This is a genomic window from Seohaeicola sp. (assembly GCF_048006315.1).
Taxonomy (GTDB): Bacteria; Pseudomonadota; Alphaproteobacteria; order Rhodobacterales; family Rhodobacteraceae; genus Seohaeicola.
Window position 1 is genome coordinate 798,329 of record NZ_CP180350.1, and the last position, 21,988, is coordinate 820,316.

Genomic DNA, 21,988 nt, shown 5'->3' on the forward strand with positions numbered 1-21,988 from the left:
TATTTTGGGGAGCGAATGTGACAAGGCTGTGCAATCGGCGGTTTAGCGCCTGTTTCCTGCCGCGCCGTGCCGGGGCAGCCCTTGTAGTCTGGCTGCTGGGCCTGTCCATATGCAGCGTGCTGGCCGCATCTGCGAGGGCCGAAGGCATCGTCAGCAGGGCCTATGGCGACCTGCTGCGCGAGCTGGACAGCCTCGAGGGTTTCGAGGCCTGGCCGCTGCGCGACGAACCCGGCCATCTGCTGCGCGCGCCCCATCACGCACCGGGCCTTGCCGTTGCCAGCCATTTCGAGGGACAGGCCCCCGGCATCCTGAGCCGGCGGGACGGGGGGCGGCATGACAGCCTTGTCGCGGCACAGGCCGATGGCCCGCTGCGCCTGGCCACGGGGCCGGATGGGCAGGGCCTGGCCGTGGCGCGGCATCGCGGCTTCGGCTCGAACGCGGCCTTTCCCATCGGGCCGGACGGCTTCGGCCGGCTGTCGGGACGTGGCGAAGGATCGCTGGCGATCCTGTTCGATCAGGACCAGGCCGCGACGGGCATGCTGATCCATTCCGATTACCCCGATCCGTTGGGCACCCGCCCTGCCCCGCGCGGCATGGTCGAGGCGATCTTTCTTGCGCGGGACGGGCGCGTCCTGGGCAGGGTCATCACACCCCTGACCGAAGGCATCACCGCGCTGGGGTTCCAGACGGCCAGCGGCCAGCCGCGGATCGCGGGCGTGGTCATCCTGAACACCGATCCGGGCGGCATCGCGGTCGATGACATCCTTTTCGCGCGCGCCGCCCTGATGGGCCGCGCGGCCACACCGGGCGACCAAGCGCCTGCGCCCGTCTTGGCAGGCCGCCGACCGCGCGCTAGTGTCGGAGCATGTTAGGCAAGCTGTTCAGTTCCTTCCGCGCCCATCACGATGCGCCCCTGCCCCAGCCCGACCCGCAGATGGCGCTGGGTGTGCTGATGGTGCGTGTCGCGAAATCCGATCACAGCTATCACCTGGCCGAAATCCAGCGGATCGACCGGCTGCTGGCGCGTCTGTTCGACCTGAACCCGGTGGAAGCGGCCAAGATGCGCGCCACCTGCGAGAAACTGGATGCGCGCGCGCCCAACACCGACACGTTCGCCGACCTGATCCGCAACGAGCTGGATCACGCGCATCGCCTTTCGGCGCTCGAGGCGCTGTGCGAGGTGATGCTGGTCGACGGCATGCCCCATGTCGAAGAGATCGAGGAAATCCATGCCACCCGCGTGATCCTGGGGCTGGACGAGGACGATCTGCGCGAGGCCCTGGCACGGGCCCGCAGCGCCATCGGTTGACGGCATCCGATTTCGCCCCACACTTGTCCGCCAGAACGGAGACCCAACCCGATGTTTGCCGACCTTCTGAAACGCCTGACCCAACCCGGCCCCGACCGCAGCCTGCCCGCCGAGGACGCACGCCTTGCCCTCAGCGCGCTTCTGGTGCGCATCGCCCGCGCGGACGGCGATTACGCCGCCGAAGAGGTGCATAGAATCGACCGTATCCTGATGCAGCGGTACGGGCTGTCGCCCCACGCTGTCATCGCGCTCAGAAAAGAGGCAGAGGCGCTGGAAAGCGAGGCACCCGATACGGTGCGCTTTACCCGTGCGATCAAGGATGCCGTCCCCTACGAGGATCGTGTCGCGGTGATCGAGGCGCTGTGGCTGGTCGCCCTTGCCGACGGGGCCCGCGACGGGGCCGAGGATGCGCTGGTGCGCATGGTCTCCAGCATGCTGGGGGTCAGCGACCAGGACAGCGCCATGGCCCGGCAGCGGATGCAGGCGCGCGGATGATCGCCAGCCTGCCCATGTATGACTGGCCCGAGGTCCGGACGCATACGGACAGGTATTGGCAGGCGATCCGCGCGGCGCTCGGGACCGGCCCCATCGACCTGACACGTGACGCCGGCGACATGCACGCCCAGTGGCTTGATCCCGACCTTCTGCTGTCGCAGACCTGCGGCATGCCCTACCGTACGCGTCTTCTGGGCAAGGTCACGCGGATCGGCACACCCGACTATGCCCTGCCCGGTTGCCCGGCGGGTCACTATTGCAGCGTGATCGTGGCGAATGCCCAGGACGAACGGGGCCAACTGTCTGATTTCACGGGCGATATCTTTGCCTATAATGAAGGCGGATCGCAATCTGGCTGGGCGGCCCCCATGTCCCACGCGGCCGCGCTTGGTCTGCGTTTCGAGAACCTTCTGCCCACGGGCGCACATCGCGCCTCGATCCATGCGGTGGCCGAGGGGCGCGCAGCGCTGGCATCGATCGATGCCATGACATGGGAACTTGCGCTGCGCCATGAACCCGCGGCCCTGCGGCTGAAGGTTGTTGCCCGCACCGACCCCACGCCGGGCCTGCCCTATATCACTGCCCTGGGCCGCGATCCCGCGCCCATCGCCCGCGCGATCACGCGGGCCATCGCCGATCTTGACCCCGAAAGCCGGGGGGCGCTGCATCTGTCGGGCCTTTGCGAGATTCCAGATGCGGCCTATCTGGCCGTTCCCACGCCGGCGGCACCCGCAGCCTGACCCCCGCCGGGGTCAAGGCGCGCGTGGTGTGGTTGAAATCCCACTCCGATCGGCGGCTTACCAAGGGTCAGTTCGGAGGATTGCGGGAAAAATCTTCCGTTTTGGAAGTTGCAATGCCCCATTTTTTCCGCCCTATTGTGTCGCTAACGTGACGATCAACCTCCGGCAGATGGACGCCCAAGTGACAGACAGCCCGCCCGTCATCGAGATCCGCAACCTGCACAAGGCCTATGGTGCGCTCGAAGTGCTGAAGGGTGTCGATATCGCCGCGCATCGCGGCGACGTGGTCTCGCTGATCGGGTCATCGGGATCGGGCAAGTCAACGCTGCTGCGCTGCGCCAACCTGCTGGAAGACAGCCAGCAGGGCGAGATCCTGTTCAAGGGCGAACCCGTGCGCTGGCGCGGCACCGGCATGAACCGGCACCCGGCCGATCCCAAACAGGTGCTGCGCATCCGCACCAACCTTTCCATGGTGTTCCAGCAGTTCAACCTGTGGTCCCACATGACGATCCTGCAAAACGTGATGGAGGCGCCCGTCACCGTGCTCAAGCGTGACCGCGCCGAGGTCGAGGCCGCCGCGCGCCGCTATCTGGACAAGGTGGGCATCGGTGACAAATGCGATGTTTTCCCCGCGCAACTGTCGGGCGGGCAGCAGCAGCGCGCGGCCATCGCACGTGCGCTTTGCATGGAGCCCGAGGCGCTGCTGTTCGACGAACCGACATCCGCGCTTGATCCCGAACTGGAACAAGAGGTCGTCAAGGTGATCAAGGACCTGGCTGCCGAGGGGCGCACGATGATGATCGTGACCCATGACATGCGCATGGCCGCCGATGTGTCCGATCACGTGGTCTTCCTGCACCTGGGCCGGATCGAGGAACAGGGCCCGCCCGCAACCCTGTTCGGCGCGCCCAAGACCGAACGGCTGCAACAATTCCTTTCCGCTTCCGTGCCGGCCTGATGGCTGCGGACGGGCGAAAATCAGCGGGATCAACCCGCATCACACCATCCAACCAAGGGAAAACGACAGAATGAAGAAACTGATCCTGACAACCGCAGCACTGGCGCTGACCGCCAGCATGGGTATGGCGCAGACCGTTCGCATGGGCACCGAGGGCGCCTACCCTCCGTACAACTTCCTCAACGACAAGGGCGAGGTCGACGGGTTCGAGCGTGAGCTGGGCGATGAGCTGTGCAAGCGCGCCGCACTGACCTGCGAATGGGTCACCACCGACTGGGACGGGATCATCCCCAACCTGGTGTCGGGCAACTACGACACGATCATCGCCGGCATGAGCATCACCGCCGAGCGTGACGAGGTGATCGACTTCACCCAGAACTACATCCCGCCCGCCTCCTCGGCCTATGTGGGCGCATCGGCAGATGTCGATGTCGCAACCGCCGTCATCTCGGCCCAGGCCGCCACGATCCAGGCCGGCTACGTGGCCGAAAGCGGCGCGACCCTGCTGGAATTCGCAACCCCCGAGGAAACCGTCGCCTCTGTCCGCAACGGCGAGGCTGACGCGGTCTTTGCCGACAAGGATTACCTGGCACCGATCGTCGAGGAATCCGGCGGCGCGCTGATGTTCGTGGGCGAAGACGTGCAGCTGGGCGGCGGCGTCGGCATGGGCCTGCGCGAAAGCGACACCGAACTGCGCGGCAAGTTCGACGCGGCGATCCAGTCCATGAAGGACGATGGCACGCTGAACACGCTGATCACCAAGTGGTTCGGCGAAGGTGCCGCAACCTTCTGATCCATCCCGGCGGGGGGCACCGCAGCGGTGCCCCCCGCTTTACCGCTCATCAATTGCGCATCGCACAACGCCGCGTCGGGGAAGCCCATGTTCAGCTTTTGCACAGATCCCGACACGCTGTCCGATCTGGCCTGGATGGCCTGCTACCTGACGACCGGCAAACATCTGAATTTCTATTACGCCTTCGGCACGGTCCTTGTGCTGCTGGCGATCACCGCGCCCACGGCCCTGGCCTTCGGCTTTGCAGGCGCATCGGCCGCACGATCGCGCGTGTTGCCGCTCAGCCTGCTGGGCAAGGGCTATATCGCGATCGTGCGCGGCGTGCCCGACATCGCCTTTTTCATGTTCTTCGTGATCGCGCTGGACCAGGGGCTGGAATTCCTCAAGCATCAATGGGTCTGCCCCGACTGGGATCAGCCGATCCGGCAGGGCAATGATTTTCTTGTCTGCCAGGCGGCCAAGGTGCCGCTGGGGACCTCGCCGCAATGGATGCACAAGACCTACAGCTTCTTCGTGGCGGTGTTTACCTTCGCCATCGTCTTCGGGGCTTTCGCCGCCAATGTGCTTTACGGCGCGATGCGCGCCGTGCCGCGCGCGCAGCTTGAAACCGCCGAGGCTTACGGCATGACCCACCGGCAGACCTTCTGGCGCATCACCGTGCCGCAGATGTGGGTCTATGCCCTGCCCGGTCTGTCGAACCTGTGGATGGTGCTGATCAAATCCACCCCCCTGCTGTTCCTGCTGGGGGTCGAGGATATCGTCTACTGGGCGCGCGAGTTGGGTGGCACGAAGACACCGCGCTTCACCGACTATCCGCATGGCGACTGGCGCATGTGGTATTTTCTGGTGCTGCTGGTCTTTTACCTGGCCTTCACCCGCGTGTCGGAGGTGGTGCTGGACCGCGTCATGGCGCGCCTGACCCTGGGCCAGGCCACGACGGGCGGCGACGCGCAGCGAAAGGCCGAAGCATGAGCTGCGTCCAGACCATCATGGACTACGGGCTGCGCAGCCTGGGCTATGGCGAACGCCTGCTGCCCCGGACGGATTTCACGCTCTGCCAGCAATTCACGCTGATCGGGTCAGGGCTGATCTGGAACATCTATTTCGGCGCGCTCGCGCTGATCGCGGGATTTTTCCTGGCCACGGCGCTGGCACTGGGCAAGGGCGCGCGCCCGGCCTGGATACGCAAGCCGTCGGAATGGTTCATCTTCGTCTTCCGAGGCTCGCCCCTCTTCATCCAGTTCTTCTTTGCCTATTTCCTGTTTCTCAGCCTCAAGGGGGTCAGCCCGATCTTCGATCCCTTCAGCTCTGCCTGGCTGGGGGCGCTGGTGGTGCTGTTCTTCAACACCGCCGCCTATTCCGCCGAGATCTTCCACGGGGCGCTGAAATCCATCCCGCGCGGCGATGTCGAGGCGGCGGATGCCTATGGCATGTCCGGCTGGCCCCGGTTTCGCCGGATCATCTGGCCCACCATGCTTCGTCTGGCCTGGCCCGGCTATACGAACGAGGCGATATTCCTCTTTCACGCGACCACGCTGGTCTTCTTCTCGGGCTTTCCCGCGCAGCAGCAGAAGGGCGACGCGCTCTATTATGCCAGCTATTTCGCGGACAAGACCTTCAACCCGTTCATCCCCTATCCGATCCTGGCCTTCTACTTCGTCCTGCTGACGCTGGCGATCACCGGCATCTTCGGCCTGATCAATCGGCGGCTGAACCGGCATCTGCCCGCCGAACAGCGGCGCAAAATTCGCTTGCGTCCCAATCTGATCCGGTAGTATCACTATTTTGATCAAATTTTTCGGGTGTGATCCGATCCTGTTTTTTATGCGTTTCGGGCAGCTACAACCTTTTTCGCAAGATTTGATCATAACCAAGGACCAAGGGCATGGACCTTATCCCTCGCCGGTTGCGCATGATGCGTGGCCTGCCGGACTGCGCCAGCCCTCAACCCGTCAGGTGAGACGATGAAGAACTGGCTCAGGAAGCACCCAGAGGTGCGCACGATCCGCGTGGCCGCCGCGGATCTCAATGCCCAGGCACGCGGCAAACGTGTTCCCACCCGCTATGCGGACAAGGTCGTGGAGGATGGCACGCGCTTTCCGCTTTCGGTCCTCAACCTCGACATCTGGGGCGAGGATATCGACGACAGCCCGCTTGTTTTTGAAACCGGCGATGCCGACGGCGTGCTGAAGCCCACGGAACGCGGCTTCATGCCGATGCCATGGCTCGAGGCGCCCACCGCCCTGCTGCCGATCTGGATGTTCCGCGAGGATGGCCGCCCCTATGAGGGCGATCCCCGCCATGCCCTGCGCGCGGTGGTGGATCGCTACAAGGCCAAGGGCCTGACCCCTGTGGTGGCGGTCGAGCTTGAATTCTTCCTGATCGACGACTCGGGGCGCAAGCTGCAGGTGCCGGTCAGCCCGCGGTCGGGCAAGCGGCGCAAGGCCGCCGAGACCCTATCGATCCGGGCGCTGGACGCATTCGACACCTTCTTCACCGACCTTTACGAGGCCTGCGAAGAGATGGACATCCCCGCCGATACCGCCATCTCCGAGGCGGGTCTGGGTCAGTTCGAAGTCAACCTGATGCATTGCGACGACGCCTTGCGCGCCGCCGATGATGCCTGGCTTTTCAAGATGCTGGTCAAGGGGCTGGCCCGGCGGCACGGCTTTGCCGCATCCTTCATGGCCAAACCCTACGAGGATTACGCGGGATCCGGCCTGCACACACATTTTTCCGTGCTGGACACGGAAGGACGCAATATCTTTGATGACGGCAGCCCTTTGGGCACAGATTTGTTGCGCAATGCGGTTGCCGGCTGTCTGAACGCCATGGCCGGATCGACCCTGATCTTCGCCCCGCACTGGAACAGCTATGACCGGCTGGTGCCCGATGCCCATGCGCCCACCGGCATCTGCTGGGGCTATGAGAACCGCACGGCGGCGGTGCGCATCCCCTCGGGCAGCCCCGTGGCGCGGCGGATCGAACATCGCGTGGCGGGCGGCGACGTGAACCCCTACCTGATGCTGGCCGCGATCCTGGGCGCCGCCCTGAACGGGATCGAGGACAAGGCAGAACCGCCCGCCCCGATCACCGGCAACGCCTATGCGCTGGAGCTGCCGCAGGTGCCCACGACATGGCAGGATGCGATCGATGCCTTCGAGGGCAGCCCCGACATCGCGCGCATCTTCGCGCCCGAGCTGATCCGCAACTTCGTGCTGACCAAGCGCCAGGAGCTGCACTACATGGGCGAGCTGACGCCGGAAGAGCGTGTCGAGATCTATCTCGACACGGTGTGACGCAACGCGCGGCGGTCCCGGCCCCGCCAAGCCCCCCCTTGCCGACACTCGGGGGCTTGGCTACCATCCGGCCTATCCAACCATTGGTGATCCATGAAAATCGGTATCCTGCAAACCGGCCATTCCCCTGACGAGGTCAGGGGCGCGCTGGGTGATTATTCTGACATGTTTGCGCGCCTTCTGGGCGGGCATGGTTTCGATTTCGCAACTTTCAACGTGGTGGACGGGCAGTTCCCCGCGGGCCCCGATGACGCCGATGGCTGGCTTATCACCGGATCCAGGCACGGCGCCTACGAGGATCATCCCTGGATACCGCCGCTCGAGGCGCTGATCCGCGCCATCCGCGACAGCGGCAAACCCCTGATCGGCGTCTGCTTCGGGCATCAGATCATCGCCCAGGCGCTGGGGGGACGGGTCGAGAAGTTCGGGGGCGGCTGGGCCGTGGGTCCGACCGCCTATGACTTCGACGGCGAGACCATGACCCTTAACGCCTGGCATCAGGACCAGGTCACCACCCTGCCCGAAGGGGCCAGGGTACTGGCCTCGAACGACTTCTGCGCCAATGCCGCGCTGGCTTACGGCGACACCATCCTGACCATTCAACCCCACCCGGAATTCGGCAAGCCCTTCATCGAGGGGCTGATCACCCACCGCGCCCCCGGCGTCGTGCCGGCGGAGCAGATCGCAGATGCCCGCGACAGGCTGGACGTGCCGCTGGATTCCACCCGCTTTGCTGACCGCATGGCGGCCTTCTTCAAAAGGACCGCATGACATGAAAGACTGGACCGAACAACTGCCCGAGGCCGCGCGCCAATTCCTGGAAAACAGGCGCCTCGACGAGGTGGAATGCATCATCTCGGATCTTCCCGGCATTGCCCGCGGCAAGGCGGTGCCCGCCAGCAAATTCGCGCGGCAGGACTATTTCCACCTGCCGGATTCGATCTTCTACCAGACCATCACCGGCGACTGGGGCGAAGCCGCGGGCGCCGAGGGGTTCATCGAGCGCGACATGATCCTGCGCCCCGACATGAACACGGCCACCGCAGCCCCCTGGACCGGGGACTGGACGCTGCAGGTGATCCATGACGCCTATGACCGCAAGGGAAAGCCCATTCCCTATGCGCCGCGCAACGTGCTCAAGCGCGTGGTGGACCTTTACCGCAAGCAGGGATGGGAGCCGGTCGTCGCGCCCGAGATGGAATTCTACCTTGTCGCGCGCAACCTTGACCCGGCCAAGGGGATCGAGCCGATGATGGGCCGCTCGGGCCGTCCGGCCGCCGCGCGCCAGGCCTATTCGATGTCGGCCGTCGACGAATTCGGTCCCGTGATCGACGATATCTACGATTTCGCCGAGGCCCAGGGCTTCGAGATCGACGGCATCACCCAGGAAGGCGGCGCCGGCCAGCTGGAAATCAACCTGCTGCATGGCGATCCGATCCGCCTGGCGGACGAGGTGTTCTATTTCAAGCGGCTGATCCGCGAGGCGGCGCTGCGGCACGACTGCTTTGCCACCTTCATGGCGAAACCCATCGCCGACGAGCCGGGCAGCGCGATGCATGTGCATCATTCGGTGCTGGATATCGAGACGGGGCAGAACCTGTTCTCGGGGCCGCAGGGCGGCGAGACGGATGCGTTCTTCCATTTCATCGGCGGCATGCAGAAGCACCTGCCATCCGCCATCGCGGTGCTGGCGCCCTATGTCAACAGCTACCGCCGCTACGTCAAGGACCACGCCGCCCCGATCAACCTGGCCTGGGGGCGCGACAACCGCACGACCGGCATCCGGGTGCCACTGTCCAGCCCCGCCGCGCGCCGGGTCGAGAACCGCCTGGCGGGCATGGATTGCAACCCCTACCTCGGAATCGCGGCCAGCCTGGCCTGCGGCTATCTTGGCCTGATGCAGGAGGTCTGGCCCGACAAGCAGTTCAAGGGCGACGCCTATGAGGGTGAGGGCGATATTCCCCGCGTGATGGGCGATGCGCTGGACATGTTCGAAGAGGCCAAGGACCTGCACGAGGTGCTGGGGCCGGAATTCGCCCGCGTCTATTCCATCGTGAAGCGCACCGAATACGAGGAATTCCTGCAAGTCATCAGCCCGTGGGAGCGTGAACACCTGCTGCTCAACGTATGATGCGGGGTTGGGGGCTCTGCCCCCGGCCTGCGGCCTCCCCCGGGATATTTCCTGCAAGAAGAAAACGACACGTCACGAGACAGGAGTGACGCCATGAACCTGCTTTTTTCCAATGACCGCCAGGGTGAGTATCCGCCAAGCTGGTATGCCGCCACCGCCCATGAGGCGCCGCGCCATTCCGCGTTGAAAGGCACCGCGCGCGCCGATGTCTGCGTGGTGGGTGCGGGCTACACGGGCCTGTCGGCGGCGCTGCACCTGGCCGAACGCGGCTTTGACGTGGTGCTGCTCGAGGCGCATCGCGTGGGCTTTGGTGCGTCGGGCCGCAATGGCGGGCAACTGGGTTCGGGGCAGCGGCAGGACCAGGCCAGCCTTGAGGCGATGCTGGGCAAGGCCGAGGCGCGCAAGCTGTGGGATCTGGGCGAAGAGGCCAAGGACCTGGTCAAGGGGCTGATCGCGCGGCACGGCATCGATTGCGACCTCAGGCCGGGCGTGGCCTGGACCGGGTTCTCGGGCCGGGAGGTGGCGGATCTGCACAGCTATGCGCGCCTGCTGCAAGACGACTACGGCTATGATGCGATCCAGACGCTGGACGCCACGGCCTGCCATGCGCTTTGCCCCTCGCCCGCCTACAAGGGCGGTGTACTGGACATGGGTGCGGGTCATCTGCATCCGCTGAATTTCGCCCTTGGGCTGGCCCGCGCGGCGGTGGCGGCGGGGGTGCGCATCCATGAGGGGGCCTATGTGCATCACATCAAGGAAGGCGCGAAGATCACCGTGCAGACCGGACAGGGCCGGATCGAGGCCGATCACCTGATCCTGGCCTGCAACGGATACCTGGGGGGGCTGAACCGCAAGGTCGCGGCGCGCGTCATGCCGATCAACAATTTCATCGTGGCGACAGAACCCTTGGGCGACGCGGCCGCGCGCGTGCTGACCCGCGACGTGGCGGTGGCAGACAGCAAGTTCGTGGTCAACTACTTCCGGCTGAGTGCCGACAAGCGACTGCTGTTCGGGGGCGGGGAAACCTATGGCTACCGCTTTCCCACCGATATCGCGGCCTTGGTCCGCAAGCCGATGACCGAGATCTTTCCCCACCTGGCCGATGTCAGGCTGGATCATGCCTGGGGCGGAACTTTGGCGATCACGATGAAACGCCTGCCCTACCTGGCGCGTCTTGCCCCCAATATCCTGAGCGCTTCGGGCTATTCGGGGCACGGGGTCGGCACCGCCACCCATGCGGGATACCTGATGGCGCAGGCCGTCGCCGGGCAGGCCGAGGGGTTCGACACGATGGCGCGCATTCCCACGACGCCTTTTCCGGGGGGGGCCGCGTTCCGCAATCCGCTGCTGGTGCTGGCCATGACCTGGTACAGCCTGCGCGACCGGTTGGGCATCTGAGGCAAAGAGACGCCGAGCACCCCCTGCCCTGCAAATAAAGCTTGAGCGAGCGCGGCAATTGTTTAGAAATCCTGAAAACAGTATTCAGGAAAGCCGAAGATCATGTCGCTCGATTCCCCTGCCATCCTGCCCCCCAACACCTATGACGCCGAACCGATCCCGCCCTCGGCCCGGGCCGAGATCGAACGCCTGCTGCAATCGGGCGATCTGTTCCGCTACACGGCCGCAGACGCCTCGCCTGTTGCGCTGCTGGAACAGGAGTTCGCGGCGCTGATGGGGGTGCGCTATGCGCTGGCGGTCTCGTCCTGTTCGGCGGCCCTTTTCCTGTCGCTCAAGGCGCTGGACCTGCCGCGCGGGGCGCGCGTGCTGATCCCGGCCTTTACCTTTGCCGCCGTCCCATCCTCGATCGTGCATGCCGATTGCGTGCCGGTGCTCTGCGAGGTGGGCCAGAATTACCGCATCGACATGGGCGATTTCACCGCCAAGCTGGACGACGTGCAGGCGGTGATGATCAGCCACATGCGCGGGCACACCTCGGACATGGATGCGATCATGGCGCTGTGCGAGGCGCGCGGCATTCCGGTGATCGAGGATGCGGCCCATTCGCTGGGCACGACCTGGCACGGGCGGATCATCGGCAGCATCGGCAAGATCGGCTGCTTCTCGTTCCAGAGCTACAAGCTGCTGAATGCGGGCGAAGGCGGCATCCTGATCACCGATGATGCCGATCTCGTGGCGCGCGCCGTGATCATGTCCGGCGCCTATGAGCATAACTGGAAGAAACACGGCAGCCGCGACGCGGCCGCCCAGACCGATCTGGACGCGGCCTTTGCCCGCTGGCAGAACAAGTTGCCGCTGTACAATCTGCGCCTGAACAACCTGAGCGCCGCGATCATCCGGCCGCAACTGGGCGAAATGGCGCGTCGGGTGGCGGACGGGCGGCGCAACCATGATCATGTGGCCGGCAGGCTGAACACCTCACCATGGATCGAGGTGCCGGAAAAACTGGCCCCCGAGGAACGCGCCCCGGATTCGATCCAGTTCAACATGGTGGGCATGTCCGATGACGACATCCGCGCCTTTGCCGAGGCCGCGGCGCGGCGTGGCGTCAAGGTGCAGGTCTTCGGGATGAGCGCCGACAATGCGCGCGCCTTCTGGAACTGGCAGTTCCTGGGCGAGGTGCCCGCGCTGCCGCAGACCCGTGCGATGCTGATGAAGGCCTGCGACACCCGCCTGCCCGCCAGGCTGACGATGCCCGAGCTTGACGTGATCGCCGATGCGCTGATCGGGGCCGCGCAAGAGGTGATGGGCAACCTGCGCGCCTACGGGACCTGAGCATCTCGGGATAGATTCCCGGACTGGTCCGGTTCGAACCTGCGACCACAGGCGCCGCTAGAGAAGCTTCAGCTGCCCGGCCATGAAGGGATGCGCCTGAATGGCCGGGGTCACGATGATGTCCTGCAACAGCGGCTTGAGACGCGCGGCCACCTGCGCGGGCATGTCCTGCAGCACGTCCTTGCGCGCGGTCAGGGAAATCGTGCGCGACAGCGGCGCGAAGGGCAGTTCGAACACATCCAGCCGATCGGCGAAGCGCCGCGCGCGCATCAGCGCCAGCGGCGTCAGGATGGTCCAGCCCGCCCCCTGCGCCACCAGCGCCAGGATGGCGTGGTAGCTGTCCAGTTCGAACCGATGCGCCAGGGTCAGGTTCTGCCGCGCCAGATGCGAGGCGATCAGGCGGCCCATGTAGTGCCGTGTGGTATATTGCACCAGCGGCAGGGTCTTGAGCTGGCGCAGCACGTCGCGGTCGGGCTTGAGCGCACCGCGCGCGGTCGCCACAACAAATCCTTCGGACAGCAGCGGGTGCAATTCCATCCAGTCCGCTTCGGCCCCCATGTCGGCGGCCACGATCACATCCAGCGCGCGCGCGTCCAGTTGATCGTGCAGATGGTGGCTGGCCCCGGTTTCCAGCAGGAACTGGCACCCCCGCATATGGGCGGCCAGATCGGTCAGCAGACGCGGGGTCACATCGGCCTCGAAATCCTCGATCATGCCGAGGCGGAACCGGGTCAGGGCCGACAGATCGGCCATGGCCAGTTCTGCCCGCGCCAATGACGCCTCGTTCAGGATGATCGCGGCGCGGCGGCGAAACAGCTCTCCGGCGGGGGTCAGGGTCACGGGGCGGGTGTTGCGCTGCAGAAGCGTGGCGCCGATCGCCCCTTCAAGATTGGTCAATTGCTGGCTGACCGCCGAGGCGCTGGCCCCAAGGCGACGCGCGGCCGAAGAGATGCTTCCCTCTTCGGCCGTCGCCACGAAGACCTCAATCCCCCAGAGGGTTATCCGGCCGGGGCTGTCCACCATGGCGGGGTCACTTGCCCATTTTCGACAGTTTCGTCTGAAGGTCCTGCAGCTGGCGCTTGATTTCGTCGAGACCGGCCTCTTCGTTCTTGTCGGTCTCGTCATCCTCGCGCGCCGGGTTGGACGCGCCGGGCCATCCGCCCTTGAACCCGCCGGTCATCGCCTTCAGGAACGCTTCCTGCTGTGCCTGCATCGCCTCGAAGCCGGGGATCTTGGCCATGGGGGATACCTTGGCCATGTTCTCCATCATCTTGGACTGGCTGTCGCGCAGCATGTCGAAGGACATGGCCAGGAATTGCGGCACAACCGATCCGGCCTGCGTGGTGTAGCTGCGGACAAGATCCGTCAGCACATTCACCGGCAGCATGGTTTCACCACGGCTTTCATGTTCCGCGATGATCTGCAGAAGATACTGACGCGTCAGGTCATCGCCCGACTTCAGATCCACGATCTGCACCTCACGCCCCTCGCGGATGAAACCGGCGATATCCTCGAGCGTGACGTAATCGCTGGTTTCGGTATTGTACAATCGGCGACTGGCATAACGCTTGATGAGAAGCGGCTTCTTGTCTTCGGCCACGGGCGACCCTCCCCTTGATGCAGCAGTGCAGCATAGCTTAGGCGCTTGCGAAACAAAAAGAAAGGGCGGGCACAATGGCCCGCCCAAGCGTGTCGCATCCCAGGGAGGAGGAGGAGGATGCGCCAGCCTTTTTCCTGACTGCTGCGATTACTTCGCGGCTGCTTTCTTGGCCACGGTGGTGGCTTCCTTGGCGGCTTTCTGCACGGCAGCAGTTGCTTCTTCGGTGATGTCCTTGCCGGCAGCCATCAGCAGTTCGACGGTGTCCATCTGCATTTTCTTGGCGACTTCGGCGAAGGCGGCCATGTGCTCGGCGGCTGCTTCGGCCTGTGCCGATGCGAAATCGGTCATCGCCTTGGCGTAGTCGGCCGGCTCGGTCTTTGCTTTCGACATTTCAACCATCTTGGCCAGGGTTTCTTTGGTCCATTTGGTCGAGATCTCGGTCGACTTTTCAGCAGCGGTCAGCGCCAGGCCGGCCAGCTTTTCGTTCAGCGATGCCTGGGTCTTGAAAGCGTCTTCCATCGACTTGGTGTCGACCGGGAATGCGCCCATCATGTCTTTCATCATCGCGGTGAAATCTTGCGTCTTGGCCATCTTGAAAATCCTTTTGTGCTCTCCGGGCCCACCCCGGTTTCTGAAGCTGCACCCAATATGCATGCTGCATCGCGGCATTTCAAGGATTTTATGCCGCAACGCAGCATATTCTTTTTTAACCTTTCAGATCAGGCCTTTGACGGAGGAAGCACATAGGTCCCCGGTGACGGACACAGGGGGGGATGCGTAAATCACCCGGTTCCCTAGCGTCAACCATCTTGCCTGAACGCTTGGCAAGCCACTTGCCCCAGCGGGGCCACCAGCTGCCTTCCTGGAAATCGGCCTGCGCTTTCCAGTCGTCCGAGGGCAGGCTCAGATCCGGGTTGGTGTAATGGCCGTATTTCTTCTTGGTCGGCGGATTGATGATGCCCGCGATATGCCCGGATTGCGACAGGATAAAGGTCCTGTCATCAGACCCCATCCCCTGCGCACCGCGATAGCTGTCCTTCCATGCGGCGATGTGATCGGTCTCGCAGGCGATCAGGCAGACCGGCACATCGACTTCGGACAGGTGCAGCCGCGTGCCCATCAGGTCGATCCCGCCATCGGCAAAGCGGTTCTGCTGGCACAGCCAGCGCAGGTATTCCACCACCATGCGGGCCGGAAGGTTGGTGCCGTCCCCGTTCCAGTAGAGCAGATCGAAAGCGGGTGGCGCCTCGCCCAGCATGTAGCTTTTGATCGCAGGGCCATAGATCAGGTCGTTCGAACGCAGGAACGAGAATGTCCGCGCCATGATGAAGGATCGCAGCACGCCGTTCTCGGCCACTTCGGCCTCGATCCCGTCGATGAAGTCATCCTGCAGGAAGGGCGTGAATTCGCCTTGCTCGGAAAAATCGGTCAGCGCGGTAAAGAAGGTCGCCGACTTGACCGATGTATCGCCCCGCTGCTTGAGCAGCGACAGCACCATCGACAGCGTCGTACCGGCGATGCAATAGCCCACCGCATTGACCTGTTTCTGGCCGGTGATCGCCTTGACCTCGCGGATCGCGGTCAGATAGCCCTCGTTGATGTAGTCATCCAGCCCCACATCGCGATAGGTTTCGTCCGGGTTGACCCAGCTGACCACGAACAGGGTAAAGCCCTGTTCCGTGATCCATTTGATCAGGCTGTTCTCGGGCTTGAGGTCCATGATGTAGAACTTGTTGATCCAGGGCGGGAAGATGATCAGCGGGATCGCGTGCACCTGCTCGGTCGCGGGCGAGAACTGGATCAGTTCCATCATGCGGTTGCGGTACACCACCTGCCCCGGCGTGGTCGCGATATTCTCGCCAAGGCGAAAGGCGCTGTCATCGGCCAGGCGCACCAGCATCTCGCCGCTGTTGGCCTCGATGTCGGCGACAAGGTTCTCCAGCCCCTTGATCAGCAACTCACCTTCGGTGGCGACCGCGCGTTCCAGCGCATCGGGGTTGGTGGACAGGAAATTCGTGGGCGCCAGCATGTCGATGATCTGGCGCGAGAAGTATTCCAGCCGCTTCTTTTCGCGCGGCGACAGATCGTCGATCTCGGCCACGGCCTTTTCGATGGCCTGCGCGTTCATCATGTATTGCTGCTTGATGAAGTTGAAATAGGGGTGCGTCTTCCACAGCGGGTTCGAAAACCGCCGGTCGTCGGGGGTATGATCCTCGGGCGCCTGCAGCTTTCCGGCGGCAATGGCTTGTTGCGCCTCGAGGAAATGCTTGACCGACTGACCCCAGTATTCCAGCTGCGTCTCGAACAGATGGGCCGGGTTCTGCATCATCCGCGTCCAGTAGGTGGTCGCCGCCTTGGCGAACATTTCCTGATCGGGCGCGTTCAACGTGGGGTTCGCCGCCTTGCGATTCGACAGCGCGGAGACAAGCCGCTGAGACAATTCTTCGACCTTGGCAAGATTGGCGTTCAATCTCTCCAAATTTTCCGGGGTCGATGCCTCTTTAGTTGTCATATTCAAAAATTCCTCGTATCATCGCTGCTACGCAGCATTATTGCCGTCCTGTCGGGGAGGCCAGCGGCATGATGACCGACCCTGCGAACGGGACACGAAGGAGACGCTTATGCGTTACATGGCCGCTTACGACCTCATGGAAACTATGCGCAATACGAACCAATGGCTGGGCGCCTCCGCCCTGTCACTGGCATCCTATCCGGTTTTCAGCATGGTGCCAAACCCTGCTTTGCAATGGATGGCGGCCTGGGGCGAAGTGACCGAGCGCACATTCAAGCGCATGGTCGCCAAGCCCGACTGGGGCATCCGGACCTTCACCTGCGCAGATGGCAAGGACCACCTGGTCCACATCGAGACGGTGGTCGAAAAGCCTTTCGGCAACCTGATCCATTTCCGCATTCCGGGCCGCAAGCCCAGCCCGCGCAAGGTGCTGCTGGTGGCGCCGATGTCGGGCCATTACGCCACGCTGCTGCGCTCGACCGTGAAAAGCCTTCTGGTGGATTGCGAAGTCTACATCACCGACTGGCACAATGCGCGCGACATCCCTGTCAGCGCCGGCAAGTTCGACGTCGAGGATTACACCCTCTACCTGGTCGACTTCATGCGCCACATGGGACCGGACACCCATGTGATCGCCGTCTGCCAGCCTGCCCCCCTGACCCTGGCCGCCACCGCCTATCTGGCAGAGGAAGATCCCAAGGCGCAGCCGCGCAGCCTGACCCTGATCGGCGGGCCGATCGACCCTGACGCGACACCGACCGATGTGACCGATTTCGGCGCACGGGTGACGATGGGCCAGCTGCAGGAAACCATGATCCAGCGCGTCGGCTTCAAGTACCCCGGCGTGGGGCGCAAGGTCTATCCGGGCCTGCTGCAACTGTCGTCCTTCATGTCGATGAACGGGGATCGCCATTCAAAGGCGTTCATGGACCAGATCGCCCGCGTCGCGCGCGGCGAAGCGTCGGATCACGATGCGCACAACCGCTTTTACGATGAATACCTGGCCGTGATGGACATGACGGCCGAATTCTACCTCTCGACTGTCGAACGGATCTTCAAGAACCGCGAGATCGCCAAGAACGAATTCACCGTGAACGGCCGTCACGTGGACATCGGCAAGATCACGTCGGTCGCGGTCAAGACGGTCGAAGGCGCCAAGGATGACATCTCGGCCCCCGGTCAGTGCATCGCGGCGCTGGCGCTGTGCACGGGCCTGCCCGACAGCAAGAAGGCCAGCCATGTCGAACCGGACGCCGGCCATTACGGCATCTTCGCGGGCAAAAGCTGGCGCAACAACATCCGCCCGCTGGTGCTGCGTTTCATCGACGCCAACAGCCCGGACCCGATGCCCAAGGTCAAGCCCGCGAACAAGAACGCCGCCGCGAAATAAGACCTTCGGAGTCAGCGACAAGGCCGGGCCCAGCGCCCGGCCTTTTGCATTTGCGTCGCCCGCACGGGGTCAGGGTGCACCCTGCCCTTTTTTCGGAGCCTTTTTTCGGCGGCCTATTTCGGCCGGCCGTTCCGCTGCCGTCCGCGCAGCCAGCGCCAGAGCGGCAGCACATCCAGCGCCGCGACACCCAGACCCAGCGGGATCATCCAGAAGCCGAGCACCGGCAGGAAACCGAACACGCCGCCCAGCATCAGCAGCAGACCCACGACCAGGCGCAGCCCCGGCGGCACCCTGCGCCGCACCCGGACAAGGAACCGCTGGTTCATGTGCCTGATCTTTTCGACCGTGGTGGGTTTGCGCACCGCCATTGCCCTATCCGGGCTGGCGCCGGACGAGGTCGATCACCGCGCCATCGCGATATTCGCAGACCGCCACGACCGGCGCATCCGGCGCGGGCCGTGGCACTTTGGGGGGCGCTGGACAGAGCGCGCGCATCGCCTCGAGCGTCATCACAGGCAGGCCCGCGTGGCGCGCGCGCTCAAACAGATCAGCGCGGCGCGGATTGATCGCGATACCCGCTTCGGTCACCACCGCGTCGACATGCGCGCCCGGCGAGGTGCGGCAGGTGACACGCTCTGTCAGGCGCGGCCAGTCGCGGGTGGCCAGCGGGGTCACCACGATGGCCAGCCTGGCGCCCGCCGCCGCATCCGCATGGCCGCCCGATCCGCCCATGATCGTGCCATCGCTGCCGGTGGTCACGTTCACGTCGAAATCCGCGCCCACTTCGGTTGCGCCAAGGATCATCACGTCCAGCGCATTGACGACCGCGTCGCCCCGCGCCGGATTGGCATAGCGGCTGGCGCTCATCCCCTGGTGGCGCGGATCGTTGGCGTAGCTGTCGACCGCGTCCAGGTCGAAGCTCTGGACGTTCCACAGCCGGTCGACCGACCGGCCCGGTGCAGCGCCACGATGGGCGCCGTGATCCCGCCACTGGCAAAACCCGCCGTCACGCCCGCATCGGCCATCAGATGCCCAAGGCGGGCAGCCACCGCCAATGAGGTGCCCCCTGCCCCGGTCTGAAAGCTCATGCCGCGCCGCATCAGGCCCGAGGCCGCGATCAGGTCGCCTGCCATGGCGGCGATCCGCAGCCCCTTGGGATCGGTCGTGATCTGCGTTGTCCCCGACACGATCCGCGTCGCATCCCCGATCCGGTCCAGCACGACAATGTAATCGACCTGGGCTGCCGGAATATCGGGCGCGCAGGGCAACTCATTGACCAGGCAATCGGTGACCGCCACGGTGACGCGGGCCCGTGCGGCGTCAACCTGCCCATAGCCCAAGGGACCAAAGGCCGAAGGGCCATGCGCGCCGGTCAGGTTGCCTGCACGGTCGGCCATGGCCGTCGCGATGAAGGCCACGTCGATCCGCAGACGCCCCGTCTCGATGTCGCGCGCGCGGCCCCCGTGGGTATGCAGCACCACAGGCCGCGCCAGCGCGCCCCGGCTGATCGCCTGGGCAACGGGTCCGGCCATATAGGCGGTGCGCAGCCCCGTGACAGTGCCGCGCGCGATATGATCCAGCAGCGGCGCATGGGCGGCAAAGATCGAACTGGGCGCCAGTGTCAGATCGCCTATTCCCGCCGCGGCGACCGCATCCAGCACCGCGTTCAGCACCCCGTCGCCATTGCGCAAATGGTGGTGAAACGAGATCGTCATCCCGTCCCGCAGCCCCGTGGCCGCAATCGCCGCCGCCAGATCCGGCAGCCGCTTGTCCGCCGCACCGGCATCCGCGCGGATATCAAGCAGCGGCAGGTCGGGACAGGCCGCCTCATCCCTGTAAGGCGTCACGGGGCCATAGCCGGGCACATGGGCGGAAAAGGGATGTGTCATTGCAGCACGAAGGGTTGCTTCATCCAGGCGCGCAGCGCCGCCGTCACCGCATCGGGCGCTTCCAGCGTGGGCAGATGGCCAGCGTCCTCGATCACCTCAAGTTTCGCATAGGGGATCAATTCGGCCATGAAGGCATGCCGCTTGAGCGGCGTCAGCGTGTCATGCGCCCCGCACAGCACCAGCGCGGGCACCTTGCAGCGGCGCAGCGCAGGCTGCTGGTCGCGGCGGCGCTGCAGGGCGCGCACCTGCCTGACCATGATCTCGGGGCCAAGATCGCGCCCCATCTCGAAGACCTTGTTCAACACGGTCGGGCGCTGCGGCCCCGGCGCCAGGAATTCCGGTTTCATGAACCCGCGCAGCACCTCGTCCAGTCGTCCGGCCCGCGCGCCGATGATCATCGGCTCGTAGGCGGCGGCACTTTGCGGGGTTTCCGCCAGCGGGTTGGTATCCATCAGCGCGATGCGGGTGATCCGTTCCGGTGCCCGGCGCAAGAGTTCCATCGCCACGATCCCGCCCATCGACAGACCGGCCAGCGCGAATTTCGCGGGCAGGATGTCCAGCAATCCCGAGGCGATCTCCTCGATCCGTTCGCCTTGGGTGATCGGCGCGATGGTCACCGCATGGTCTCGGGACAGATCGGTGATCTGGGGCGCGAAAAGACGCGCATCGCACATCATGCCGGGCAACAGGACAAGCGGATCGGGCATCAGGAACATGGCCTTGCAGATGGGTCTTGATTTGGCGTCAGAGTGACAGATCGCAGCCCCGCGTCAACCGGATTGGGGCGGCTGGTCATCCGTGTCGGGATAGCCCGCCCAGCGGAAGGCACCATCGGGCGACAGGGGCGAGAACGGGTTGAACGCCACCTCCCAGACATGACCGTCGGGATCGGCAAAATAGCCGATATGCCCGCCCCAGAATACGTCATGGGCGGGTTTCAGGACACGCGCCCCTGCCGCTTCGGCGCGGCCCAGCACTTGTGCCACCTCGGGCTTTGTGCGGGTGTTGTAGCCCAGCGTCATGCCCCCGGTGCCCAGTTCCGCCTCGGTCAGACCCATGTCACGCGCCAGATCGGCGCGGGGATAGAGGGCCAGCGACTGTCCCAGCAGGTCGAACACCCGGATGCCCGGCTCGCTGTCCGCACGGGTCCAGCCCAGCGCCTCGTAAAACGCGGCTGCGCGTTCGGGGTCGCCGACGGCGAGGGTGACAAGGCTGATACGTTGATCCATCGCGCCGCCCCCCTCAGCCCTGTGCCGCGTCTGCGGTGACTTCGGCAATCGCAGCCGCAATCAGGTCCAGACAGGCAGGGTCGGAAAACCGGTGATCGGCCCCCTTGACCAGGGTCAGGCGGATATTGTCGCCACTCGCATGCTCCAACAGGCGCAGCGCCACGCTTTGGTCCACATCCGCATCCGCCGTGCCCTGCAACATCCGCACCGGAAACGGCAGCGACAGCGGCGCGCGCAGCACCAGATTGTCGCGCCCGTCCTCGATCAGCCGCCGCGTGATCACCAGCGGATCACCATATTCCGATGGCAGCGCGATCTTGCCCACCTCCTCCAGAACGGCGCGCTGATCGGCGTCAAAGCCCTGCCACATGCTGTCCTCGGTAAAATCGGGCGCGGCGGCGATGGTGACAAGCCCCGCCACACGCTGGCCCATGTCGCGCGCCAGCAGCAGCGAAATCCAGCCACCCATGGACGAACCCACAAGGACCTGCGGCCCCTCGGTCAGTGCCGTGATCGCCGCGCGCGCATCCGCTGCCCAGTCGCCGATCGCGCCCGCCTCGAAATCGCCCGAGGATTGCCCATGCCCGGAATAATCGAACCGCAGGAAGGCACGCCCCTGTGCAAGCGCCCATTCGTCAAGGTATTGGGCCTTGGTGCCTGTCATGTCCGACCGGAATCCGCCCAGAAAGACGATGCCCGGCCCCTTGCCGTCGCGGCGCTGGTAGGCGATCCGCCGTCCTGTTTCGGTTTCAAGGTATTGCGGCATGCCTGATGTCCTTCTGTCGTCGCTGGTCCGTGTGGCGATCTTGCCCCAGCCGGCAGGCAGGTGAAAGCCCGCATCGAAAGAGGTCCCCGCCCGCTTGACTTGGGCCACGCCGCCCGTCACATAGGCCTCGCACAATATAACCCG

Annotated in this window: 23 protein-coding genes and 1 pseudogene; 14 read left to right on the top strand and 10 right to left on the bottom strand. The window is 64.6% G+C overall.

Going from position 1 to position 21,988, the window contains the following annotated elements; all coding sequences use genetic code 11:
- Positions 1–116 precede the first annotated feature (116 nt).
- The 13 genes from ACMUJL_RS03985 to ACMUJL_RS04045 all read left to right on the top strand — a co-directional run bounded on the left by ACMUJL_RS03985 (position 117) and on the right by ACMUJL_RS04045 (position 12,458).
- Positions 117–872, top strand: a complete 756-nt coding sequence (locus ACMUJL_RS03985) for a hypothetical protein (RefSeq protein WP_416914135.1) — start codon at positions 117–119, stop codon at positions 870–872.
- Complete coding sequence (locus ACMUJL_RS03990) at positions 866–1,309, top strand: TerB family tellurite resistance protein (RefSeq protein ID WP_375570285.1); 444 nt, start codon at positions 866–868, stop codon at positions 1,307–1,309. The genes ACMUJL_RS03985 and ACMUJL_RS03990 overlap by 7 nt, the downstream gene beginning before the upstream one ends.
- Positions 1,310–1,360: 51 nt before the next feature.
- Positions 1,361–1,804 carry a TerB family tellurite resistance protein gene (locus ACMUJL_RS03995; protein ID WP_375570283.1) on the top strand — a complete coding sequence of 148 codons (444 nt, stop codon included), beginning with the start codon at positions 1,361–1,363 and terminating at the stop codon, positions 1,802–1,804.
- Positions 1,801–2,544 carry a phosphate/phosphite/phosphonate ABC transporter substrate-binding protein gene (locus ACMUJL_RS04000; RefSeq protein ID WP_068291783.1) on the top strand — a complete coding sequence of 248 codons (744 nt, stop codon included), beginning with the start codon at positions 1,801–1,803 and terminating at the stop codon, positions 2,542–2,544. Before ACMUJL_RS03995 ends, ACMUJL_RS04000 begins: the two co-directional genes overlap by 4 nt.
- A 181-nt stretch (positions 2,545–2,725) precedes the next feature.
- Positions 2,726–3,502, top strand: coding sequence for an ABC transporter ATP-binding protein (locus ACMUJL_RS04005; protein WP_068291835.1), 777 nt, complete (start codon positions 2,726–2,728; stop codon positions 3,500–3,502).
- A gap of 70 nt (positions 3,503–3,572) precedes the next feature.
- Positions 3,573–4,295, top strand: a complete 723-nt coding sequence (locus ACMUJL_RS04010) for a transporter substrate-binding domain-containing protein (protein ID WP_068291786.1) — start codon at positions 3,573–3,575, stop codon at positions 4,293–4,295.
- A gap of 87 nt (positions 4,296–4,382) precedes the next feature.
- Positions 4,383–5,267, top strand: coding sequence for an ABC transporter permease (locus ACMUJL_RS04015; RefSeq protein WP_068291789.1), 885 nt, complete (start codon positions 4,383–4,385; stop codon positions 5,265–5,267).
- Positions 5,264–6,070, top strand: coding sequence for an ABC transporter permease (locus ACMUJL_RS04020; protein WP_375570280.1), 807 nt, complete (start codon positions 5,264–5,266; stop codon positions 6,068–6,070). The genes ACMUJL_RS04015 and ACMUJL_RS04020 overlap by 4 nt, the downstream gene beginning before the upstream one ends.
- A 189-nt stretch (positions 6,071–6,259) precedes the next feature.
- The gene (locus tag ACMUJL_RS04025) at positions 6,260–7,594 is read left to right on the top strand and encodes a glutamine synthetase family protein (RefSeq protein WP_068291795.1); all 1,335 of its coding nucleotides are present in this window, start codon (positions 6,260–6,262) and stop codon (positions 7,592–7,594) included.
- Positions 7,595–7,687: 93 nt separating this feature from the next.
- The gene (locus ACMUJL_RS04030; RefSeq protein ID WP_068291797.1) at positions 7,688–8,365 is read left to right on the top strand and encodes a type 1 glutamine amidotransferase; all 678 of its coding nucleotides are present in this window, start codon (positions 7,688–7,690) and stop codon (positions 8,363–8,365) included.
- A gap of 1 nt (position 8,366) precedes the next feature.
- A complete protein-coding gene (locus ACMUJL_RS04035) occupies positions 8,367–9,725 on the top strand; it encodes a glutamine synthetase family protein (RefSeq protein ID WP_068291799.1) in 1,359 nt (452 codons plus the stop codon).
- 93 nt (positions 9,726–9,818) lie between these two features.
- Entirely contained in the window at positions 9,819–11,123 is a 1,305-nt protein-coding gene (locus tag ACMUJL_RS04040) for an NAD(P)/FAD-dependent oxidoreductase (protein WP_375570276.1), read from the top strand.
- Between the two features lie 102 nt (positions 11,124–11,225).
- Positions 11,226–12,458 (top strand): DegT/DnrJ/EryC1/StrS family aminotransferase, encoded by a 1,233-nt coding sequence (locus tag ACMUJL_RS04045; protein WP_068291804.1) that lies wholly within the window; start codon positions 11,226–11,228, stop codon positions 12,456–12,458.
- 57 nt (positions 12,459–12,515) lie between these two features.
- On the opposite strand, the gene ACMUJL_RS04050 is transcribed toward ACMUJL_RS04045, so the two are convergent.
- From ACMUJL_RS04050 to ACMUJL_RS04065, 4 genes and pseudogenes are all read right to left on the bottom strand, one after another.
- Positions 12,516–13,481 carry a LysR family transcriptional regulator gene (locus ACMUJL_RS04050; RefSeq protein WP_375570273.1) on the bottom strand — a complete coding sequence of 322 codons (966 nt, stop codon included), beginning with the start codon at positions 13,479–13,481 and terminating at the stop codon, positions 12,516–12,518.
- Between the two features lie 7 nt (positions 13,482–13,488).
- Positions 13,489–14,058 carry a polyhydroxyalkanoate synthesis repressor PhaR gene (gene phaR, locus ACMUJL_RS04055; protein ID WP_068291809.1) on the bottom strand — a complete coding sequence of 190 codons (570 nt, stop codon included), beginning with the start codon at positions 14,056–14,058 and terminating at the stop codon, positions 13,489–13,491.
- Between the two features lie 147 nt (positions 14,059–14,205).
- Positions 14,206–14,649: a phasin, PhaP gene (locus ACMUJL_RS04060; RefSeq protein ID WP_375574014.1), complete on the bottom strand. Its 444-nt coding sequence runs from the start codon at positions 14,647–14,649 to the stop codon at positions 14,206–14,208.
- Positions 14,650–14,777: 128 nt separating this feature from the next.
- A pseudogene (locus ACMUJL_RS04065) lies at positions 14,778–16,570 on the bottom strand (PHA/PHB synthase family protein).
- Between the two features lie 109 nt (positions 16,571–16,679).
- Here ACMUJL_RS04065 and phaZ point away from each other — a divergent pair.
- Complete coding sequence (phaZ, locus tag ACMUJL_RS04070) at positions 16,680–17,960, top strand: polyhydroxyalkanoate depolymerase (RefSeq protein WP_068291816.1); 1,281 nt, start codon at positions 16,680–16,682, stop codon at positions 17,958–17,960.
- 113 nt (positions 17,961–18,073) lie between these two features.
- Here phaZ and ACMUJL_RS04075 read toward each other — a convergent pair whose 3' ends face one another.
- The 6 genes from ACMUJL_RS04075 to ACMUJL_RS04100 form a co-directional block, all read right to left on the bottom strand.
- Complete coding sequence (locus ACMUJL_RS04075) at positions 18,074–18,328, bottom strand: hypothetical protein (protein WP_375570270.1); 255 nt, start codon at positions 18,326–18,328, stop codon at positions 18,074–18,076.
- A 4-nt stretch (positions 18,329–18,332) separates the two neighbouring features.
- Complete coding sequence (locus ACMUJL_RS04080; protein ID WP_416914436.1) at positions 18,333–18,896, bottom strand: citrate lyase subunit alpha; 564 nt, start codon at positions 18,894–18,896, stop codon at positions 18,333–18,335.
- On the bottom strand, positions 18,824–19,849 hold the full coding sequence (locus ACMUJL_RS04085) for a citrate lyase subunit alpha (protein WP_416914136.1): 1,026 nt from the start codon (positions 19,847–19,849) through the stop codon (positions 18,824–18,826). Before ACMUJL_RS04085 ends, ACMUJL_RS04080 begins: the two co-directional genes overlap by 73 nt.
- Positions 19,846–20,556 carry an alpha/beta fold hydrolase gene (locus tag ACMUJL_RS04090; RefSeq protein WP_375570268.1) on the bottom strand — a complete coding sequence of 237 codons (711 nt, stop codon included), beginning with the start codon at positions 20,554–20,556 and terminating at the stop codon, positions 19,846–19,848. Before ACMUJL_RS04090 ends, ACMUJL_RS04085 begins: the two co-directional genes overlap by 4 nt.
- 63 nt (positions 20,557–20,619) lie before the next feature.
- On the bottom strand, positions 20,620–21,078 hold the full coding sequence (locus ACMUJL_RS04095; RefSeq protein ID WP_068291825.1) for a VOC family protein: 459 nt from the start codon (positions 21,076–21,078) through the stop codon (positions 20,620–20,622).
- 13 nt (positions 21,079–21,091) lie between these two features.
- A complete protein-coding gene (locus ACMUJL_RS04100) occupies positions 21,092–21,844 on the bottom strand; it encodes an alpha/beta hydrolase (protein WP_375574010.1) in 753 nt (250 codons plus the stop codon).
- Positions 21,845–21,988: the final 144 nt, after the last annotated feature.

Bases quoted from the DNA above. Each gene is read 5' to 3' on its own strand.
- ACMUJL_RS04075 (WP_375570270.1), bottom strand. From the start codon at position 18,328: ATGGCGGTGCGCAAACCCACCACGGTCGAAAAGATCAGGCACATGAAC.
- ACMUJL_RS04000 (WP_068291783.1), top strand. From the start codon at position 1,801: ATGATCGCCAGCCTGCCCATGTATGACTGGCCCGAGGTCCGGACGCAT.
- ACMUJL_RS04025 (WP_068291795.1), top strand. From the start codon at position 6,260: ATGAAGAACTGGCTCAGGAAGCACCCAGAGGTGCGCACGATCCGCGTG.
- ACMUJL_RS03995 (WP_375570283.1), top strand. From the start codon at position 1,361: ATGTTTGCCGACCTTCTGAAACGCCTGACCCAACCCGGCCCCGACCGC.
- ACMUJL_RS04050 (WP_375570273.1), bottom strand. From the start codon at position 13,481: ATGGTGGACAGCCCCGGCCGGATAACCCTCTGGGGGATTGAGGTCTTC.
- ACMUJL_RS04060 (WP_375574014.1), bottom strand. From the start codon at position 14,649: ATGGCCAAGACGCAAGATTTCACCGCGATGATGAAAGACATGATGGGC.
- ACMUJL_RS04100 (WP_375574010.1), bottom strand. From the start codon at position 21,844: ATGCCGCAATACCTTGAAACCGAAACAGGACGGCGGATCGCCTACCAG.
- ACMUJL_RS04095 (WP_068291825.1), bottom strand. From the start codon at position 21,078: ATGGATCAACGTATCAGCCTTGTCACCCTCGCCGTCGGCGACCCCGAA.
- ACMUJL_RS04040 (WP_375570276.1), top strand. From the start codon at position 9,819: ATGAACCTGCTTTTTTCCAATGACCGCCAGGGTGAGTATCCGCCAAGC.
- ACMUJL_RS04010 (WP_068291786.1), top strand. From the start codon at position 3,573: ATGAAGAAACTGATCCTGACAACCGCAGCACTGGCGCTGACCGCCAGC.
- phaZ (WP_068291816.1), top strand. From the start codon at position 16,680: ATGCGTTACATGGCCGCTTACGACCTCATGGAAACTATGCGCAATACG.
- ACMUJL_RS04030 (WP_068291797.1), top strand. From the start codon at position 7,688: ATGAAAATCGGTATCCTGCAAACCGGCCATTCCCCTGACGAGGTCAGG.
- ACMUJL_RS04035 (WP_068291799.1), top strand. From the start codon at position 8,367: ATGAAAGACTGGACCGAACAACTGCCCGAGGCCGCGCGCCAATTCCTG.
- ACMUJL_RS04020 (WP_375570280.1), top strand. From the start codon at position 5,264: ATGAGCTGCGTCCAGACCATCATGGACTACGGGCTGCGCAGCCTGGGC.
- ACMUJL_RS04085 (WP_416914136.1), bottom strand. From the start codon at position 19,849: ATGACACATCCCTTTTCCGCCCATGTGCCCGGCTATGGCCCCGTGACG.
- ACMUJL_RS03990 (WP_375570285.1), top strand. From the start codon at position 866: ATGTTAGGCAAGCTGTTCAGTTCCTTCCGCGCCCATCACGATGCGCCC.
- ACMUJL_RS04090 (WP_375570268.1), bottom strand. From the start codon at position 20,556: ATGCCCGATCCGCTTGTCCTGTTGCCCGGCATGATGTGCGATGCGCGT.
- ACMUJL_RS04015 (WP_068291789.1), top strand. From the start codon at position 4,383: ATGTTCAGCTTTTGCACAGATCCCGACACGCTGTCCGATCTGGCCTGG.
- ACMUJL_RS04045 (WP_068291804.1), top strand. From the start codon at position 11,226: ATGTCGCTCGATTCCCCTGCCATCCTGCCCCCCAACACCTATGACGCC.